This window comes from Geobacillus sp. WSUCF1 (assembly GCF_000422025.1).
Classification (GTDB): Bacteria; Bacillota; Bacilli; order Bacillales; family Anoxybacillaceae; genus Geobacillus; species Geobacillus zalihae.
The window spans coordinates 1-15,905 of record NZ_ATCO01000037.1; the positions used below are offsets into that span (position 1 = coordinate 1).

Genomic DNA, 15,905 nt, shown 5'->3' on the forward strand with positions numbered 1-15,905 from the left:
TTTTTTTGTTTCCTGTTCGGCGAGGCGGGTGAGCAAGTCCAAGGACGATGGGCTGTGCAACGCTTGCTTTTGTTTTTCACGGCCGACCGCTTCGCTGTAAAACACGTGAGGAAACATAGCATCAGCGACATAGACGCTCTTGTACGGAGCGTACAGCGGGCAAATGGAGAAATAAAGGTCAAATAGCAGCTTCGTTCGTTTTACCGCATCGTTTTTCGGGTTTTTCATCAATGAAACAAGCAGAAAGCGAAAATCATCAAGCGGGAGGCCATAGTAGGCGCGGTCAAAGTCAATCATCATGACTTCGTGGTTTTCCGCCAATAAAAGGTTGTTGCTGTTGTAATCCCCGTGGCAAATGGCCTTTCGTTCTTTCGCTGTGCGGCAAAAATCAGCTAGATTGCTTTTTTCAAGCCATGCATAACTTTGATTCGCGATTCCAGCCATCTGTTCCATTATATGAGAAAGAGTGTCACCATGATCGATGGCCTTTGCCTGCTCCTCTAACTGTGCTGCTTTTTGCCGATGTGCGCTCAGCACGTCTTTTGGCTCCGGAAACGATGAAGGGCAGGGGCCGATCCAATCGGCAAACAGACTGTGAGCATGAAAGCGGGCGAGCCCTTCGATCCGTTGTTGGAAAGAGGGCTTCGTTCCGCTTGGGACGATGTAGTCCATCAAATAGTAGTAATGGCCTTTTCGGTGGATGTAATATTGGTCTGTTTTCGTTTGGAAGATTTTTGGGACATGAAATCCTTCTTGGTACAGCTTTGAATGAAGCAAAATCGGAAAATTCGTTTTGTCTTCGCTCAGCCGTTTCAGCACGTACCGTTCCCTCGTTTTTTTGTTTCGCACAAGCCATACTTTGTCGTTTTTCAGTTCCTTCATGATATCGACTTCAGTTCCAGTCAGGTCGTAACTGCTTAAAATGTCAAACAACAAGCGAGATCGTTTCGAAGCCAAGATCAGTTCCTCCTAGCATCTATTGTCGATTAGTAAAAGTGTATGTAATACGAGAAGCGAATGTATAGACAAGCGCACTAGTCAATGAGAAAACGGCGCCGCCAAAAAAATAAGCGCCGACCGCGCTGGTTGGCGTCAGCCGGCTGTGCCTTCTTTTCTAGCTATTCTTCCTCTTCATCTGTGTCGGCGGATGGAGCTGGCCTCATGGAGGCAGGGAGATCGATTGAGGTGATCGTGGCAGCATCGATCGTAAGCGAGCGCCCCCCCTCTTTATAAAAGCGGTCAACCAATAGCGAGACGCTGTTCGTCCGCGGCTCGAAGCCGAGAAAAAGCGCATTGTAATGCGTCTCGTTGGTGGTGTGCACGTTAACCTCAGTGTTGAGTGGAAGCGCGGCCAGCTGTTCGTAAAGAGCACGGGGAAGGCGGGGGCGGGTTGGGCGTCGGTTGAAAAAGACATGGTACATCGCGTCGCCTCCTTTCTAGTCTCTTGTGTTAAAAACCTATACTCCATCATATGATTGGCGTAGGAGAGCGTTTGGGTAAACGTCTGTACCAAAGAGAATTCGCTAGCTGCCAAATGGGAACGACAGAAGGCAATCGGTTTTTTGCGGTCATAATCATGGAAAGGGGAGGGGAGCATGGACGATCCGTTTTCATTTGTCCTTCTTTGTTTAGCCAGCTTTCGCCTGACACGGCTCATCGTATATGACGCGATCACCGCCTGGATTCGCCGTCCCTTTCACGAATGGACGGAGCAGGAGCTTCCGGACGGAAGCAAACAAGTGTTTCTTTCTTTCAAGGGAGGCGGGCTGCGTCGCTGGTTTGGCGAACTGCTGAGCTGCTACTGGTGCACGGGGATCTGGTGTGCGGCGTTTTGTTATATTGGCCTAATGCTTTGGCCGAATGTTTTTGAGCCGCTCATTATGCTTCTAGCGATTGCCGGCGGGGCGGCGATCATGGAGACGATCGTTAGTAAATGGTTGTCGTAAGGAGAAAGGCGGCTATTGAGGTCATGACACAGCCAATGAGGGATGCCGGCGGGCGTCGTTTTGGTCAAAAAATGGACAGCGAACCGGTGATGCTGGTTGGGCAACGTTCGCTGAAGGAATGGCCGGCGGTGTGGATGGAAGTCGTCAAGCCGTCGTCAGCCGGTGATGCAAAAACAGCCGCGCAGCTTGTCGGGATGACGTTGATGGAAGGAAACGTCCAACTGCTATTGTTTGAAATAGGAAATAGCGGAGCCGGCTCAAAACGGCCGGCCCAAACAGCAGGTGCGCCGCTGGTCGGCATGAAGGCGGAAAACGAGCGGGTCACCATTGAATGGCAATATGGTTGGCGGCAGGAACGCCCTTTGGCAGTTCTGCGCAATACACGAATCCATCAACCGTCAATGAGCGGGCATTGCTGGACGGGGGAACAGTGATTTCGAACTGGGAAAAGCGCCGCTCCTCGCTTGGTTCAAGCGGGGCGTCATAAAGCGGGGCAAGCCAGTATTCCCCGCTTTGCCGCACTTTTTCCCGCCAGTTTTCGTGGGTGAACATCCAGCTTTCCGCGCTATTGGAGATCAGCGTTTCCTGCTCGGCCCGTCCGCTGTTTGGCAAAACAATTTTCCCGCTGAGCACCGCCGTTTTTGGAGGCGAAAGGCGGAGACAGACAATCAAATGGTGAAGCGGCGCTGTTCCGTGATTGCGAATGATGAAATCGCCGATGATGGTCAGCTCCTCCTCATCAAGATGCGTCGGAACGACGACAGAATAGTGAAACAACGCTGACACGGCAGCAGCTCGTTCAAACGCTGGTGTCTGTGTCTCTTTTGAGGTGTTATATCGCGTTTCTTCCAGTGCAATTTCACACAACAGAAGCTGGCGTTCCAAGGCGGCGATTTTTTTCTTGTACGTTTCAACGTTGGTTGTTTCTGCTTCACGCAGCTTCTCTTTCAAATAGGCGCTGCGCATTTTTTCCTTGGCCAACTCGGCCTCCAGTTGCTGCACTTGTTGCCGGCATGAGGCTGCTTCTGACCGGTAGTGGATGATTTGCTGCTGCAGACGGAGATGTTGGTCGTTTTTGTTTTTCATACGGTTTCCACCCCTTCCATTCTCATCTTATGTATCCATTGCGGGTGCATGCCATATAAAAAAGGCTGTTGTTGGAACAACAGCCTGAACGGTGCAGGACGCTACATGGCCGGGAATACGTCCGGGCATTGCGGCGGGAATTTGGTTGTCGGGCAAAGCACGGCTTCGGCCAATTCTTCGCGCGGTTGGCAGAAACGAGCTTCGACTTCGATTTTGACATCAGCTTCCACTTGGACTTCAAGGCATAAGGTGATGGAAACATCAAGTTGTGCAAAGTTGTCTGTGCAGACTAGGCTCGTGTCGCATTCGAAGAACGAAATATGGCAGTTGAGCTGCGTGCCTTCTGGGGCGCACAAGATGAACGTTTGTGCTGTAGCGAACGGAATTGGTTTCGATTGGAAAATGACCGTGCCGGCTGGGCTGACAATTTGCACGACGACATGCCCTTTGATGAGCGCTTTGACTTTTTGCAGCGTCACCGTTTCCCCAGAAGGAAGGGTGACGTTTACGGACTGCCGGCCGTTTGGCTGCGTAATTTCCTGGCAAATCAATGCGTCCTGGTCAACGACCGAGTCGATCGGGTTTCCGTCGGCGTCTGTCAGGAAGCAGCGGATCGTCAAGTGTTGCGGGTTTGTATGTTGCGCTCCCAAAAAGTCGCAAATCGTTCCTTCCCGCCGGCAGTGATCCAGCGGGAAAAGTGCTTCCAAATCCTCGCCGCTGAAGCTGCGCAATGGCACATCGACTTGGCGCGTCACCCAGTCGTAAATTTTGCGCGTTCTGATGCATACTCTTTCTGTATCGCGACGGTGATGATGACTCATTTTTCTTCGTTCCTCCTATCGTTCAGTTGTTCCCCAACGCTTGGTGGTTTGGGACTACTGTATACTATGGAACGGATTAGGTAAATGTGTTGGGACAGATGCGGATTTTTGGTTGGTGGGCGCAGCCAGCGATGAATCAAAGGGGGAGATGTCGAATGATGAAAAATAAACATGGGGCGATGAACGAAAAGAGAAGGAGCACGGGTGAACAGCGGCTTGCTGAGCGAATGGCGGAACTGGAGCGCCGTCTGAAAGAGGTGGAAGCCGAAAACATTGTGTTAAAGGAGCTGGCTTACCAAAGCGCCAAGCGCTACGAGCAGCTCAAACAGCTGGAGAAGGAAAATGACGAGCTCCGCCGCCAGCTGCTGCAATCGCCATGGAGCGAAAAAACGGGCAAGGCAGATGAGGACGAACGGCCGGACAGCTGGTTTTTCCGCACACTGAGGCAAGAAAATGCCATCATGCCACACCCGGAGCGAAACGAAAAATGAGAGGCACCCTTGGCTCGCCAAGCCATACAATAGCAGTAGCCGCTCGCTTTTTCTCTCGCCGTTAGACATTGTTTGTTTTTATGCCGTTTCGATTAGAGACGAATCGTACGGAAATGGACTTGAACATAAATTGGTTGATCGGCGAGGGCTACACTTTTTCGGGATGGAGGGATGAGAAATGAAGAAGCCAACTCCGTCGAAACCGGTGACAAGGGTGCTTTCTTCGACAACGCAGCCTGTGCGGCGTCCGAGCGGATGCGGATGCGGTCGGCCAGCCGTCATCAAGAAGAAATAACGGAAATCTGTGAGAGATGCCTATACTTCGCTTCGCCTCCTTGCATAGTCTAACAGTGCAACTAGGCGAAAGGAAGGGGGGGAAGGGCATGTCGGATCGGAAAAAAGCGAAAGTGATTCATGTCGATAAATTGATCATTCATGCCGATGACATCGTCATTATGCCGCGCGGCCGCATCCGCGATCCGTGGTTGTTCCCGCACCGCGATGATACGGAAATGGAAGCCGTTGAAGATGTGCGGGACCGGGATAAGGAAGAACATGGTGAAGGAGGCCATGATCGAAACGAAGGAGAACGGAGACCGTTCTCGTGGATCTAGCCATAAAGCAAATGGGGGACGCAAACGGTGGAGCGTTTTAAAAATTACGGGCTTTGGCTGGCAATCGGATCGTTTGCCGTGATTGCGCTTGAGACATTCGGCGTCGACATTGATCTTGGCAAATATGAACAACTGTACCATGCCTTCTTAAGCATTTTGGTGATGGCCGGCATTTTAAACAACCCGTCGCTTGGCCGCGGTTATTCCGATAAAGTTGATAACAAGTCGTAAACCGCATGGGCGCCTGCAGAAGGCGCCCTTTTCGTGCCCGGAAAGGCTGGAAAGGCGGCAGAACGTTTTGCAGAAAATGACAATTATAATTTGGCGGCGAAAAACCATTCTAAACATTGTCACCACCAATCTTACACCATATAAGGAGGACATGAATCATGACGGTTGCAACACAAGTGAAACAAACATTGGCGGGGTTAAAATCGGCTCAAGCGAGCTTCGAAACGTTTGCTTTGCAAACCGAAAACCAAGCCGCGAAACAGCTTTACCAACAAGCTGCCCAACAAACGCAGGCGGTCATTGATTTGGTGAACTCGCGCATGCAAGAAATTCAAAACGAAGAGCCACAATATAAACAACAATAACCTTCGCAGAAGCGAATGGGATGGTTTAGGCGGAAAGGTTGGCACAGCACGCCAACCTTTCCCGACTTGGCGGAAATACATAAAAACGAATGGGTTGATGAAGATGAAAAAATGGTGGTTGGCGGCCGTCGTTGCGATGATCGCGGTCGGCGGCTGCGCCAAAGAAGAAACGGAACAAAAGCAATCGCTGCAAGGGGCAAACCTGCTGAGAACCCAAACGTCCGGGACGGCGAAACATGCGGAGCTGAACCAAGGTCCGGCCGAGCGGGCGGCCAGCTATTTGCGCGGGCGCGACGATGTTCGGGACGTGGTGGCGGTCAACAGCGGGGATCGGTTGCTCATTGCTTATCAAATTCCCCATATGAAGCGGTGGAGTCGAAAACAAATTGAGAAAGACATTGACCAAAAACTGCGCGACCTGTTTCCTGGCTATGACGTTGTTTCCTCGAGCGATTTGAAAATTTTTTGGAAGACGAAGGAATTAAAAGCTAACATGGACAATCGACGCTGGGATGAACGAAAAGTCAATCGGGAAGTCAGGCGCATTGAAAAGCTAAGCAAAGAGCAAACATAAGAGGTGTCATTATGGCGAATGAAAAACGGAAAAAGCTGACCCCGGTTCAGCAGGAATATCATTTATTCGAAAAAGAGCGGGAAACGAAGCGCCCTATCGTTCGCAACTGTGTTTGCGCGTTTCTCGTTGGCGGAATCATTTGCGTGATTGGACAGGCGATCTCTTATTTTTACATGTATTTTTTTTGACTTTACCGAGCAAACGGCAGGCAATCCGACGGTGGCGACGATGGTCTTTTTGTCGATGATTTTAACTGGGCTTGGCGTTTATGACCGGATCGCCCAATTCGCTGGGGCGGGAAGCGCCGTGCCGGTGACAGGGTTTGGCAACGCCGTCATCTCGGCGGCGATTGAGCACCGGACGGAAGGATTTGTGTTAGGCGTCGGCTCGAACATGTTCAAGCTCGCCGGATCGGTCATCTTGTTCGGTACGTTTGCCGCCTTTGTTATCGCCCTTGTCAAAACGATTGCGACCCAGTGGGGGGGATTGTAATGCTGAAAGGGCACCGCACATGGGTGTTTGCGAACAAGCCGGCAATCATCGCAACAGCGGCGGTCGGCGGGCCGTTTGAGGCAAACGGCCGCCTCGCGGAAGACTTTGATCTTCTTCACGAAGATTTATGGCTCGGAGAGGAGTCGTACGAGAAGGCGCACCGCGTGCTCATGGAGGAAGCAGCGTTTCAGGCGATGGAAAAAGCCGGCCTAGAGAAAGAAAACGTGCAATTTCTCATCGCCGGCGACTTGATCAACCAAATGACCCCGACAAGCTTTGCTGCCCGAACGCTCGGCATGCCGTATCTCGGTGTTTTTGGCGCCTGTTCCACTTCGATGGAAGGGCTGGCGCTAAGCGCTTTTATTACCAACTACGGCGGGGCAGATTATATATTAACCGGAGCCTCAAGCCACAACGCTGCCGTCGAAAAACAGTTTCGTTACCCGACGGAATACGGCGGGCAAAAGCCGCCGACGGCGCAGTGGACAGTAACGGGAGCTGGCGTGGCGATCGTCAGCCCGAAAGGGGACGGGCCGCGCGTGACCGCGGCGACGATCGGCCGCGTTGTGGATATGGGGCTTGCCGACCCGTTCAACATGGGTGGAGCGATGGCGCCGGCGGCGGTCGATACGATTGAGGCGCATTTGCGCGACATGCAAATCGATGCATCGTATTACGATTTGATCGTCACCGGCGATCTAGGGCGAATCGGACGCCAAGTCTCCCTTGACTTGCTGCGTCAGCACGGCATTGACATCGATGAAGAGCGCTACCAAGATTGCGGACTGCTCATTTACCGCGATGGGCAGCCGGTTTTGTCCGGCGCAAGTGGGGCGGCTTGTTCCGCCGTTGTCGTTTACGGGCATCTCATCAAACGGATGCGGCGCGGCGAGCTGAAGCGCATTTTGGCAGTCGCGACAGGAGCGCTATTGTCGCCGCTATCGTTCCAGCAAAACGAGACGATTCCATGCATCGCCCACGCGGTGGCGATCGAGTATGGAGGTGAGGCGTAGCGTGTTGGCTATGTTTTTTTGGGCGTTTGTCGTCGGCGGGCTGATTTGCGTGATCGGGCAAATTTTGATGGATGTGTTTAAACTGACACCTGCACATACGTTGACGATTCTCGTCGTCGTCGGGGCGATTTTGGATGGATTCGGTTTGTATGAGCCACTCATTGATTTTGCCGGCGCCGGGGCGACGATTCCGATTACGAGCTTTGGAAACGCGCTCGTTCACGGCGCGATGCAAGAGGCGGAAAAACACGGCATTATCGGCGTATTGACCGGCATGTTTGAAGTGACGAGCGCCGGCATCTCAGCGGCGATCGTCTTTGGGTTTATCGGGGCGCTCTTGTTCCGCCCGAAAGGATAGGAGGGATCTTCCATGACCGTTGCTTCGCAGGTGAAACAAACGTTGGCGAGCTTAAAAGGCATTCACGCTGGGCTGCAACAGCTGGCGCTCACTTCCCAGGATGAAACGGCGCAGCGGACGTTTCATGAAGCGATGCTTGCGACAGAGGAGATCATCGCGGACATCAAAGACCGGATCGGCCGGCTCGAGTTCGAAGAGCCGCAATACCACGGAAAGTAAGGAGCATGATCGATGCCTATATGGTTAGAAACCGCCATTCGTTCGATTTGCATTTTAATCGGGTTGTTTGTGATCACCCGCATTCTCGGCAAAAAGCAATTATCAAAATTGTCGTTTTTTGAATACATCGTCGGCATTACCGTCGGCGATATCGCTGGAACGATGTCGGTCGATTTAGGAATTTCGTTGCAAGAAGGCATCACCAGCATTTTGATTTGGTCGCTGTTTCCAGTGGCTGTCGCTCGTCTCTCGCTGCGCAACAAGAAATTTCGCGATTTTGTCGAGGGCAATTCCACGGTTTTTATTAAAAACGGCAAAATTTTAGAGGAAAACTTGAAACGGGAGAAATATACGGTTGACGAGCTGCTCGAACAGCTGCGCAAAAAAGATGTGTTCCGCGTCGCCGACGTCGAGTTTGCGGTGCTTGAGCCAAACGGCGACTTGAACGTGTTGCTGAAGCGGGAAAAGCAGCCGCTCACCGTCGGAGATGTGTTCCCAAACCCACCGCGGGAAAAAGAGCCGCAAACGGTCATTATGGACGGCATGATTTTGGATGAGCCACTCGCTACGATGGGGCTTGGCCGCGGCTGGCTGAAGGAACAGCTTGACAAACAAGGAGTGGCGATTGAAAATGTGTTTCTCGCCCAAGTCGATTCATACGGACAGCTGACGATCGATTTGTACGATGATAAGATCCAAATTGCCGAGCCGCAGGAGAAAAAGCTGCTCTTGGCCGCGATGAAAAAAGTGCAGGCTGATCTGGAGCTGTATGCGTTGCAGACGAATTCCGAAGAGGCGAAGGCGCTGTATGAACGAAACGCCGCAGAAATGGCAGAGCTTGTGCAAAAAGTCGAACCGCTCTTGCGAAACTGATGACACAGGAGGAAAAGACGATGGAAGACAAACGGACAAAAACGACGGATGAGGAAATTCAAATCCAATTGAAAACGAACGACCGCTCCGAGCGGACGCGGACGACCGATGAGGAAATTTTGATTGAATTGATGTTTGACAGCCCGCAGCTGACGCGCCAGCCGAAAGACTACGACGAAATCGAATATTGACGGCTTCCGTTTCCACAATCGGCGATCCATAAGGAGCTGTCTGTTCATTCGCATTGGCTGTCCGGGAAGGAAAACTTCCTTCTCGGACAGCCTCTTTTTGTTGCCCTTCTTCTCTGGCGACGCAAGGGCGCCGCCCCGCCTTACTCCGGCAGAGACTGCAAAAAGGCGCGCACCTCTTCCGGCGTTTTGGCGTCAGCGCTGTGCAGATGAGCTATTTTTTTTCCGTTGCGGAAGACCAGCAGGCTCGGGATGCCAAGCACCTGGTATTTCTCGCCAAGTTCCGGAAACTGGTCACGGTCGATTTCAAACCAATCATATTGTCCATAGTCGCGAACGATGTCATCGATGAACATATTGAGGCGCACGCAGTCCGGACACCAAGTTGTGTAAAACTTCATAATCGCTGGCTTATCGCCGGAAATGGCCGCCTCGAATTGCTCAGCTGTTTCAATCTGTCTCACATTCGTTCCCTCCCTTTCATGTTGCCGTTCATCTTTACTTTACCATATGGCAAGGCAAAAAAAGAACGGGGACGCCTTCACCTCGGGCAGTCGTTTTTGCATACAACAGTAAGAAAGGGGGGGAAAGTGTGAGCAAAGAACTGGAAAAGGCGCTCGAAGGTTGGGTGGCGTCACGCAAAGAAGGGCATGAAACGTTCATCCGCCTGTTTGAACAATGGGGAAAGGACTTTAACAAACAGCTGCAAGAAATCGAAAAATTGAACAATGGATTTTTAAAAAGTGTGCAAGGCAACTTAGACTACATCGAGCAATGGTTTGCGAAGAAGGAGCGGGAATTTGCCGAGCTGTTCCGCCGATTTGGATGACAAAATGCCCTTGCGCCCATACGTCTTGATGCGCGGATGAATACGATACAGTAAACAAAGAAGGAGGTGCATCATGATGGGCTTCTGCGGCTATGGATTTCCGTACTACGGCTACGGCTATGGCGGTGGCTATGGCGGTGGCTATGGCGGTGGCTTTGTGCTGATTGTCGTGTTGTTCATTTTGTTGATTATTGTCGGCGCGGCATTTGTCGCCTAACGGAAAAAGCGAATGGGATACGGGCCGTTTCGGCGCCACGGAGCGGCTCGTATTTTTCTTTCCCTAATTTGATGCACGCCGAGGCGGGAGCATCATACGATATAGCAGGGAGAAGGAGGCGGAACGATGGATCAGCAATTTTTTAAAAACATCGAAAAGAAAACAGGTGTCAATATGAAAGACGTTTTTGAGCTCGCCAACTCGCTGCAAAACGCCAATTTCAGCGACGAAAAAACGGTGCGCCAAGTGGTGAAGCGGGTGGCGCAAATCGCTAATCGAAAAGTGCCAAAGGAGCTCGAAGACCAAATCGTCAAGGCGATCGTCCATAACGGCAAGCAAATTGATTTCAATACGATTGCCAATATGCTGAACAACAAAAAATAAGCGAAAGGGAGCTTGCGTGCGCACAGCTCCCTTTTTTGCCCTCTCTGCCTAAGCAAAAGAAAAGGTTTCTACAGATCCCCCAGCACTTGATGCCATGTAGGCGCAGGACGCTCAATCAGCTGGTTATTCGAGCGATTTCACCATCGTGACATGTGGGATGCCAGCGTCCATAAAGACACCGGAGACGGTCGTGTAGCCGAGCTTTTTGTAAAACGGTTCCGCGTGCGTCTGGGCGTTCAGTTTCGCCGTTTTCGCCCCTTTTGTTTTCGCCAGCTGTTCGATCGCTTCCATCACCATCCGTCCGGCGCCGCGGCCGCGGTAGGACGGCAGGACGCAAATGCGCTCGATTTTGCCGACGCCTTCGTCAATGAAACGGAGTCGCCCAGCACCGACCGGTGTTTGGCCATCATACAGGACGAGGTGGAACGAGTCGTCCTCGAATGCGTCGATTTCCTCGTCTTCCGGCACGTTTTGCTCCTCAATGAATACGAGCCGGCGGACGCGCAAGGCGTCTTCGTACAAAGCGCGATCTTGCGTTGTGCCAATCGCAATGTTCATCTCAGACCGTTTCCTTTCCTCCGACGATAAACGTTTCATAGACGGTCCACGAGCCGTTTTCCAGCTGATAGAGAAGATGGAAGCGGTCGACGGTCTCCTCGAAGTGCACATCTTGCAGCTTCAGCTGGCTGTAGACGTCCGCATATTCTGCGCCCGGCAAATCGCGGCCGATCGTAATGTGAGGTACGAACACAAACTCCGGCTTTCCGGCGAACAAGCCGCTGTGCAGTTGTTCATGAAGGCGCTCGAGCACGTCGTTTGGCTCCACCTTCAAATAAATGATGTTGCTTGTCGGATAAAACGAGCTGAATTTCGTCACTTTGATCGGAATGGGAGGTGTTTCCGCCGCAATGCGGCGCAACTCTTTCGCCATTTTTTTTTATTTGCTCCTCATCCGCTTCAAATGGGTATTTCAGCGTAATATGCGGCGGGATGAGGGCGTAATGGCTGTCGTACCGTTTCCGGTACGAGTTGGCGAAGTCCTGAATCCGTTTTGGCGGAAAGATCACAATGCCGTACTTCATTTTGTTTTCCCTCCTTGAACCAGTTCTTTTTCCACGCACAGGAAACGCACGGAATGGATGCGGCGGCTTCGACATCTTTGAAGTTGCTCCGTTTTGTCCTATAATGATAAAACAGCGGCTACGGCTCGGGGGACATCCGGCTGCCAATACGTCCACGCATGGCCGCCTTCGAACTCATGGTACGTATAAGCAAACCGTTTTTCCATAAACAAGTCCCGCGCCATTCGATTCGGGGTGATAAAATCGCGCACATGGCCATCCGTCGTTTTCACCGCTGTTTCCTCTGTGCCAACAGAATGGTAAAGCGAAAGGAGCGATGGATCGCGGAATGAGCGGATGCGCGCCAATACCGAGTCATCGATATAGGGGGACTGCATGGCGATTTTCCCAAATGTATGCGGATACAACAACCCGGCTAGAAGCGACACCGTTCCGCCGAGCGAATCGCCGATCAGCGCCCGGCCTTTGCCCATTTGGTATGTCGGCAGTTCGCGGTCCAAAAACGGGACGAGTTCATGGGCTAAAAAACGAAGGTATGCTTCGTGCTTTCGGCCTTCCGGGTGGTATTTCTCGTAGCGGTCGTTGACGTTCCGATACGGGATGCCGACGACGATCGTCCGGTCGATTGTTCCTTCTGCCATCAGCGTTTCGATGACGGTTTTCATTTTTCCATACATAAAATAATCTTTGCCATCTTGCGCGATTAATAAAGAATATTTGTAAAGCGGCGAAAAATTGCTTGGCAAGTAGACGAGCAGTTCGATTTCTTCTTGCAGCTCTCCGCTGTACAACTTGCAGTCGCGCATCGTTCCTGTTGCTGTCGCCATGACCATCCTCCATGAAAGCGTAAGTTCATCTGTTATTGTAACATATTTGCGCCAAAAGATGTTAACGAAGGGCTCGAATTTTTTGCGAATTTGCCGAATCGTGCCATTCACAAAAAAAATGGCTTGCAAAAACGGGGGGAATGCGCTACATTTTTTATTAAAATTAGAAAAATTGAATACGCGTCTCATTCTTATCAAGAGAAGCGGAGGGAACTGGCCCAATGAAGCTTCAGCAACCAGCCGCCCGGCGGCCAGGTGCTAAATCCAGCGAATTGAGCATTCAATTCGGCAGATAAGAAGAAGCATGACCCCATGTGTATGGAAAAGTCTTCTTCTTAGAAGACTTTTTTTATTTACTCAAGCGGCCGCTCCCTCAACCGAGGGGCGTCGAGGATCAAGGCCCTCGGCCGCTGCCCGACAGACAGCGGCGCTTCGTTGGGCGTCAAATGGTCGGCCGTTGATCCATGATGGAATTTTCAGCAGAAGGAGAGAGATGAGATGGAGAAACTGGAGACGTTGTTAGCGCAAATTGGCAACCGGAGCGAAACGGTGACGGGGACGGTCAACCCGCCGGTTTATTTTTCCACCGCCTACCGCCATGCCGGCATCGGAGAGTCGACTGGGTTTGACTACATCCGCACCGGCAACCCCACGCGCAAAATCGTCGAAGAAGCGATCGCGAGACTGGAAGGCGGCGACCAAGGCTATGCGTTCAGCTCCGGCATGGCCGCCATTCAGACGGTGCTCGCCTTGTTTGAGAGCGGAGACGAGTTTCTCGTATCGGCCGACCTTTACGGCGGCACGTACCGCCTGTTTGAGCGCGGCTGGCGCAAGTACGGTCTTGGGTTTCATTACGTTGACTTTGCTGACCTCGATGCAGTGGAAGAAACGATAACGGAAAAAACGAAAGCCATTTTCTTGGAAACGCCGACGAACCCATTGATGCAGGAGACGGATATTGCCGCTGTCTCCGCGCTTGCCAAACGGCATGGGCTTTTGTTGATCGTTGACAACACGTTTTATACACCGGTGCTTCAACGCCCGATCGAACAAGGCGCCGATATTGTCATCCACAGCGCCACGAAATATTTAGGCGGCCATAACGATGTGCTGGCTGGCCTTGTCGTCGCCAAGGGCGAGGAGCTCTGTCAACGCCTGGCCGAGTATCAGAACGCCATCGGCGCGGTTTTGTCGCCGTTTGATTCGTGGCTGTTGATTCGCGGGATGAAAACGCTGGCGCTAAGGATGCGCCAGCATGAAGAAAACGCCAAGCGCATCAGCGCCTTTTTGCGCGAACATGAAGATGTCACCGATGTGTTGTATCCGGGAAGAGGCGGGATGCTGTCGTTCCGGATTGCCGATGAAAAGTGGGTGAACGGGTTTTTAAAAAGCTTGCGCCTCATTACGTTCGCGGAAAGCCTGGGCGGAGTCGAAAGCTTTATTACGTACCCAGCGACGCAGACGCATGCGGACATTCCTGAGGAAATCCGCATCCAAAACGGTATTTGCAACCGGCTGCTCCGTTTCTCGGTCGGCATTGAGCACGCTGACGATTTGATCGCCGACTTGGCGCAGGCGTTCAAACACATGAAAGAGGTGTAAGCGATGGAACGGGAATGGTCGTTTTCAACGAAACTGCTCCATAATGAATGGAAAGTCGATCGCCACACGGGAGCGGTGAGCGTGCCGATCCAGCATGCCTCCACGTTCCATCAGTTCGATTTCGATTCATTCGGCAAATACGACTACAGCCGCTCCGGCAACCCGACGCGCGAGGCGCTCGAGGAAACGATCGCGGCGTTAGAAGGCGGCGTGCGCGGATTCGCCTTCGCTTCTGGCATGGCGGCCATTTCGACGGCGTTTTTGCTCTTGTCCCGAGGCGACCACGTCCTCGTGACTGAAGACGTCTACGGCGGCACGTACCGGATGATCACGGAAGTGTTGACCCGCTTTGGCATCGAGCATACGTTTGTCGATATGACCGATTTAAACGCAGTGGCCGAAAACATCCGACCGAACACGAAAGTCATTTATATGGAAACGCCGTCCAACCCATTGTTAAAAGTGACCGATATTCAAGGCGTCGTCAAACTGGCGAAAGCGCACGGCTGTTTGACGTTCTTGGATAATACGTTCATGACGCCGGCGCTGCAGCGGCCGCTTGACCTTGGCGTCGATATTGTCCTTCACAGCGCCACGAAATTTTTAGCCGGCCATAGCGACGTCGTCGCCGGATTGGCCGTGGTGAAAGATGAAGAGTTGGGAAAAGAGCTGTACAAACTGCAAAACGCATTTGGCGCTGTCCTTGGCGTCCAAGATGCGTGGCTTGTGCTGCGCGGATTAAAAACGCTCCACGTCCGGCTGAAGCAGTCATCTGAATCAGCGGCCGCCATCGCCCAATATTTGGCTTGTCACCCAAAGGTCGAAGAAGTGTATTATCCGGGGCTTTCGCACCACCCAGGCCATGACATCCAGCGCCATCAAGCGGACGGGTTTGGCGCCGTGCTGTCGTTCCGCTTGGCCGATGAAGAAGCGGCCCGGACGTTCGTCCGAAACGTCCGCTTGCCCGTGTTCGCCGTCAGCCTTGGCGCGGTCGAGTCGATTTTATCGCACCCGGCGAAAATGTCGCATGCGGCCATGCCGAAAGACGAGCGACTCCGCCGCGGCATTACCGACGGCTTGTTGCGGCTGAGCGTCGGGATTGAGGATGTCAACGATTTGATCGCCGATTTTGAGCAGGCGTTGTCGTTTGTTCAGGAGCGGCCGTCAGTTTCAACGCCATAGCCATCAGCCCGCCAAGCCTTCACAGCTTGGCGGGCGGGTCAAGATGCCGCTGAGGTTGACAACAGCTTCTCCTCTTGTAAGTGTTTCAAAAAGAGGTCGACGAGTTCGCTGTCCCACTGCGTTCCCTTTCCTTTTCTCAAGATGTCCGCCGCTTGACGAATATCCATGCCTTTTCGGTACGGGCGATCGGAAGTCATGGCGTCAAATGCATCGGCCACGGCGATGATTTTGCCAAACAACGGAATGTCATCACCTGCCAACCCATCTGGATATCCCTTTCCATCTATGCGTTCGTGATGGGAGCGTATGCCGGCTAGAAGCGGTTCGATCGGTTCGATCGGCCTGACTTCCCGCAAAATGGCCTCCCCAAGGGCGGGGTGTTTTTTGATCCGGGCAAATTCATCATCGCTTAGCTTTCCCACTTTAACTTCCCTCCGAAAGAAGTCTCCTACTTCTAAACGTGAAGGTGCGCCAGCACCAGTGAAAGTGGGAGATGAATTTCGGTTGGCGT

Annotated in this window: 24 protein-coding genes, 3 pseudogenes and 1 riboswitch; of the genes and pseudogenes, 18 read left to right on the forward strand and 9 right to left on the reverse strand. The window is 52.4% G+C overall.

The features are described 5' to 3' along the window. Positions 1 to 957, reverse strand: a 957-nt coding sequence (locus I656_RS11420; RefSeq protein WP_020754295.1) for an aminoglycoside phosphotransferase family protein, incomplete at its 3' end; no start/stop codon positions are given. Between the two features lie 161 nt (positions 958 to 1,118). Next, positions 1,119 to 1,421 (reverse strand): hypothetical protein, encoded by a 303-nt coding sequence (locus I656_RS11415; RefSeq protein ID WP_011230344.1) that lies wholly within the window; start codon positions 1,419 to 1,421, stop codon positions 1,119 to 1,121. 174 nt (positions 1,422 to 1,595) lie between these two features. Between I656_RS11415 and I656_RS11410 the strand changes: the two genes are divergently transcribed. Both I656_RS11410 and I656_RS17720 read left to right on the forward strand, forming a co-directional pair. Beyond that, positions 1,596 to 1,946 carry a DUF1360 domain-containing protein gene (locus tag I656_RS11410; protein WP_011230345.1) on the forward strand — a complete coding sequence of 117 codons (351 nt, stop codon included), beginning with the start codon at positions 1,596 to 1,598 and terminating at the stop codon, positions 1,944 to 1,946. A gap of 23 nt (positions 1,947 to 1,969) precedes the next feature. After that, the gene (locus tag I656_RS17720; RefSeq protein WP_081212798.1) at positions 1,970 to 2,380 is read left to right on the forward strand and encodes a hypothetical protein; all 411 of its coding nucleotides are present in this window, start codon (positions 1,970 to 1,972) and stop codon (positions 2,378 to 2,380) included. Here I656_RS17720 and I656_RS11405 read toward each other — a convergent pair. Further along, positions 2,268 to 3,032, reverse strand: a complete 765-nt coding sequence (locus I656_RS11405; RefSeq protein WP_020754296.1) for a hypothetical protein — start codon at positions 3,030 to 3,032, stop codon at positions 2,268 to 2,270. The genes I656_RS17720 and I656_RS11405 overlap by 113 nt on opposite strands. A gap of 101 nt (positions 3,033 to 3,133) precedes the next feature. Beyond that, the gene (locus I656_RS11400) at positions 3,134 to 3,853 is read right to left on the reverse strand and encodes a hypothetical protein (RefSeq protein WP_020754297.1); all 720 of its coding nucleotides are present in this window, start codon (positions 3,851 to 3,853) and stop codon (positions 3,134 to 3,136) included. A gap of 155 nt (positions 3,854 to 4,008) precedes the next feature. Here I656_RS11400 and I656_RS11395 point away from each other — a divergent pair, with 155 nt between their 5' ends. The 11 genes and pseudogenes from I656_RS11395 to I656_RS18585 all read left to right on the forward strand — a co-directional run bounded on the left by I656_RS11395 (position 4,009) and on the right by I656_RS18585 (position 9,274). Further along, positions 4,009 to 4,344, forward strand: coding sequence for a spore coat protein regulator YlbO (locus tag I656_RS11395; protein WP_033005012.1), 336 nt, complete (start codon positions 4,009 to 4,011; stop codon positions 4,342 to 4,344). A gap of 383 nt (positions 4,345 to 4,727) precedes the next feature. Further along, a complete protein-coding gene (locus I656_RS0114955; RefSeq protein WP_011230350.1) occupies positions 4,728 to 4,958 on the forward strand; it encodes a hypothetical protein in 231 nt (76 codons plus the stop codon). Between the two features lie 27 nt (positions 4,959 to 4,985). Further along, on the forward strand, positions 4,986 to 5,189 hold the full coding sequence (locus I656_RS11390) for a hypothetical protein (protein ID WP_013523190.1): 204 nt from the start codon (positions 4,986 to 4,988) through the stop codon (positions 5,187 to 5,189). A gap of 158 nt (positions 5,190 to 5,347) precedes the next feature. Beyond that, on the forward strand, positions 5,348 to 5,554 hold the full coding sequence (locus I656_RS11385) for a DUF1657 domain-containing protein (RefSeq protein WP_011230352.1): 207 nt from the start codon (positions 5,348 to 5,350) through the stop codon (positions 5,552 to 5,554). A gap of 97 nt (positions 5,555 to 5,651) precedes the next feature. Then, positions 5,652 to 6,128: a YhcN/YlaJ family sporulation lipoprotein gene (locus tag I656_RS11380; RefSeq protein ID WP_033005017.1), complete on the forward strand. Its 477-nt coding sequence runs from the start codon at positions 5,652 to 5,654 to the stop codon at positions 6,126 to 6,128. An 11-nt stretch (positions 6,129 to 6,139) separates the two neighbouring features. Continuing rightward, positions 6,140 to 6,620, forward strand: a pseudogene (spoVAC, locus tag I656_RS0114960) (stage V sporulation protein AC). Beyond that, positions 6,620 to 7,633 carry a stage V sporulation protein AD gene (spoVAD, locus tag I656_RS11375; protein WP_020278720.1) on the forward strand — a complete coding sequence of 338 codons (1,014 nt, stop codon included), beginning with the start codon at positions 6,620 to 6,622 and terminating at the stop codon, positions 7,631 to 7,633. The pseudogene spoVAC and the gene spoVAD overlap by 1 nt, the downstream one beginning before the upstream one ends. Before the next feature lies 1 nt (position 7,634). Next, positions 7,635 to 7,991, forward strand: a complete 357-nt coding sequence (spoVAE, locus tag I656_RS11370) for a stage V sporulation protein AE (RefSeq protein WP_013146042.1) — start codon at positions 7,635 to 7,637, stop codon at positions 7,989 to 7,991. 12 nt (positions 7,992 to 8,003) lie between these two features. After that, the gene (locus I656_RS11365) at positions 8,004 to 8,210 is read left to right on the forward strand and encodes a DUF1657 domain-containing protein (protein ID WP_011230357.1); all 207 of its coding nucleotides are present in this window, start codon (positions 8,004 to 8,006) and stop codon (positions 8,208 to 8,210) included. A 12-nt stretch (positions 8,211 to 8,222) separates the two neighbouring features. Continuing rightward, positions 8,223 to 9,083, forward strand: coding sequence for a DUF421 domain-containing protein (locus tag I656_RS11360; protein WP_020754304.1), 861 nt, complete (start codon positions 8,223 to 8,225; stop codon positions 9,081 to 9,083). Between the two features lie 20 nt (positions 9,084 to 9,103). Continuing rightward, positions 9,104 to 9,274, forward strand: coding sequence for a hypothetical protein (locus I656_RS18585; protein WP_164832304.1), 171 nt, complete (start codon positions 9,104 to 9,106; stop codon positions 9,272 to 9,274). A 140-nt stretch (positions 9,275 to 9,414) separates the two neighbouring features. Here the strand turns inward: I656_RS18585 and I656_RS11355 are convergent, their stop codons facing one another. Continuing rightward, positions 9,415 to 9,735, reverse strand: a complete 321-nt coding sequence (locus tag I656_RS11355) for a thioredoxin family protein (protein WP_020754306.1) — start codon at positions 9,733 to 9,735, stop codon at positions 9,415 to 9,417. 128 nt (positions 9,736 to 9,863) lie between these two features. Here I656_RS11355 and I656_RS11350 point away from each other — a divergent pair, with 128 nt between their 5' ends. The 3 genes and pseudogenes from I656_RS11350 (at position 9,864) to I656_RS11345 (ending at position 10,701) form a co-directional block, all read left to right on the forward strand. Further along, positions 9,864 to 10,100, forward strand: a complete 237-nt coding sequence (locus I656_RS11350) for a hypothetical protein (protein WP_011230361.1) — start codon at positions 9,864 to 9,866, stop codon at positions 10,098 to 10,100. A gap of 133 nt (positions 10,101 to 10,233) precedes the next feature. Then, a pseudogene (locus tag I656_RS19860) lies at positions 10,234 to 10,317 on the forward strand (YjcZ family sporulation protein); the annotation flags it as partial. Between the two features lie 126 nt (positions 10,318 to 10,443). Next, entirely contained in the window at positions 10,444 to 10,701 is a 258-nt protein-coding gene (locus tag I656_RS11345; protein ID WP_011230363.1) for a stage VI sporulation protein F, read from the forward strand. A 123-nt stretch (positions 10,702 to 10,824) separates the two neighbouring features. On the opposite strand, the gene I656_RS0114965 is transcribed toward I656_RS11345, so the two are convergent. The 3 genes and pseudogenes from I656_RS0114965 to I656_RS0114975 form a co-directional block, all read right to left on the reverse strand. Then, complete coding sequence (locus tag I656_RS0114965; RefSeq protein ID WP_013146036.1) at positions 10,825 to 11,259, reverse strand: GNAT family N-acetyltransferase; 435 nt, start codon at positions 11,257 to 11,259, stop codon at positions 10,825 to 10,827. Position 11,260: 1 nt separating this feature from the next. Beyond that, positions 11,261 to 11,783, reverse strand: a pseudogene (locus tag I656_RS0114970) (YjcG family protein). A 98-nt stretch (positions 11,784 to 11,881) separates the two neighbouring features. Further along, positions 11,882 to 12,610 carry an esterase family protein gene (locus I656_RS0114975; protein WP_013146035.1) on the reverse strand — a complete coding sequence of 243 codons (729 nt, stop codon included), beginning with the start codon at positions 12,608 to 12,610 and terminating at the stop codon, positions 11,882 to 11,884. A gap of 188 nt (positions 12,611 to 12,798) precedes the next feature. Next, positions 12,799 to 12,909: riboswitch (SAM riboswitch) on the forward strand. A gap of 199 nt (positions 12,910 to 13,108) precedes the next feature. Here I656_RS0114975 and I656_RS11340 point away from each other — a divergent pair. Next, positions 13,109 to 14,212, forward strand: a complete 1,104-nt coding sequence (locus tag I656_RS11340; RefSeq protein ID WP_020754312.1) for a methionine biosynthesis PLP-dependent protein — start codon at positions 13,109 to 13,111, stop codon at positions 14,210 to 14,212. Between the two features lie 3 nt (positions 14,213 to 14,215). After that, positions 14,216 to 15,394, forward strand: a complete 1,179-nt coding sequence (metC, locus tag I656_RS11335; RefSeq protein ID WP_020754313.1) for a cystathionine beta-lyase — start codon at positions 14,216 to 14,218, stop codon at positions 15,392 to 15,394. Positions 15,395 to 15,432: 38 nt separating this feature from the next. Here metC and I656_RS0114980 read toward each other — a convergent pair. Then, positions 15,433 to 15,905, reverse strand: a 473-nt coding sequence (locus I656_RS0114980; RefSeq protein WP_235048599.1) for an HD-GYP domain-containing protein, incomplete at its 5' end; no start/stop codon positions are given.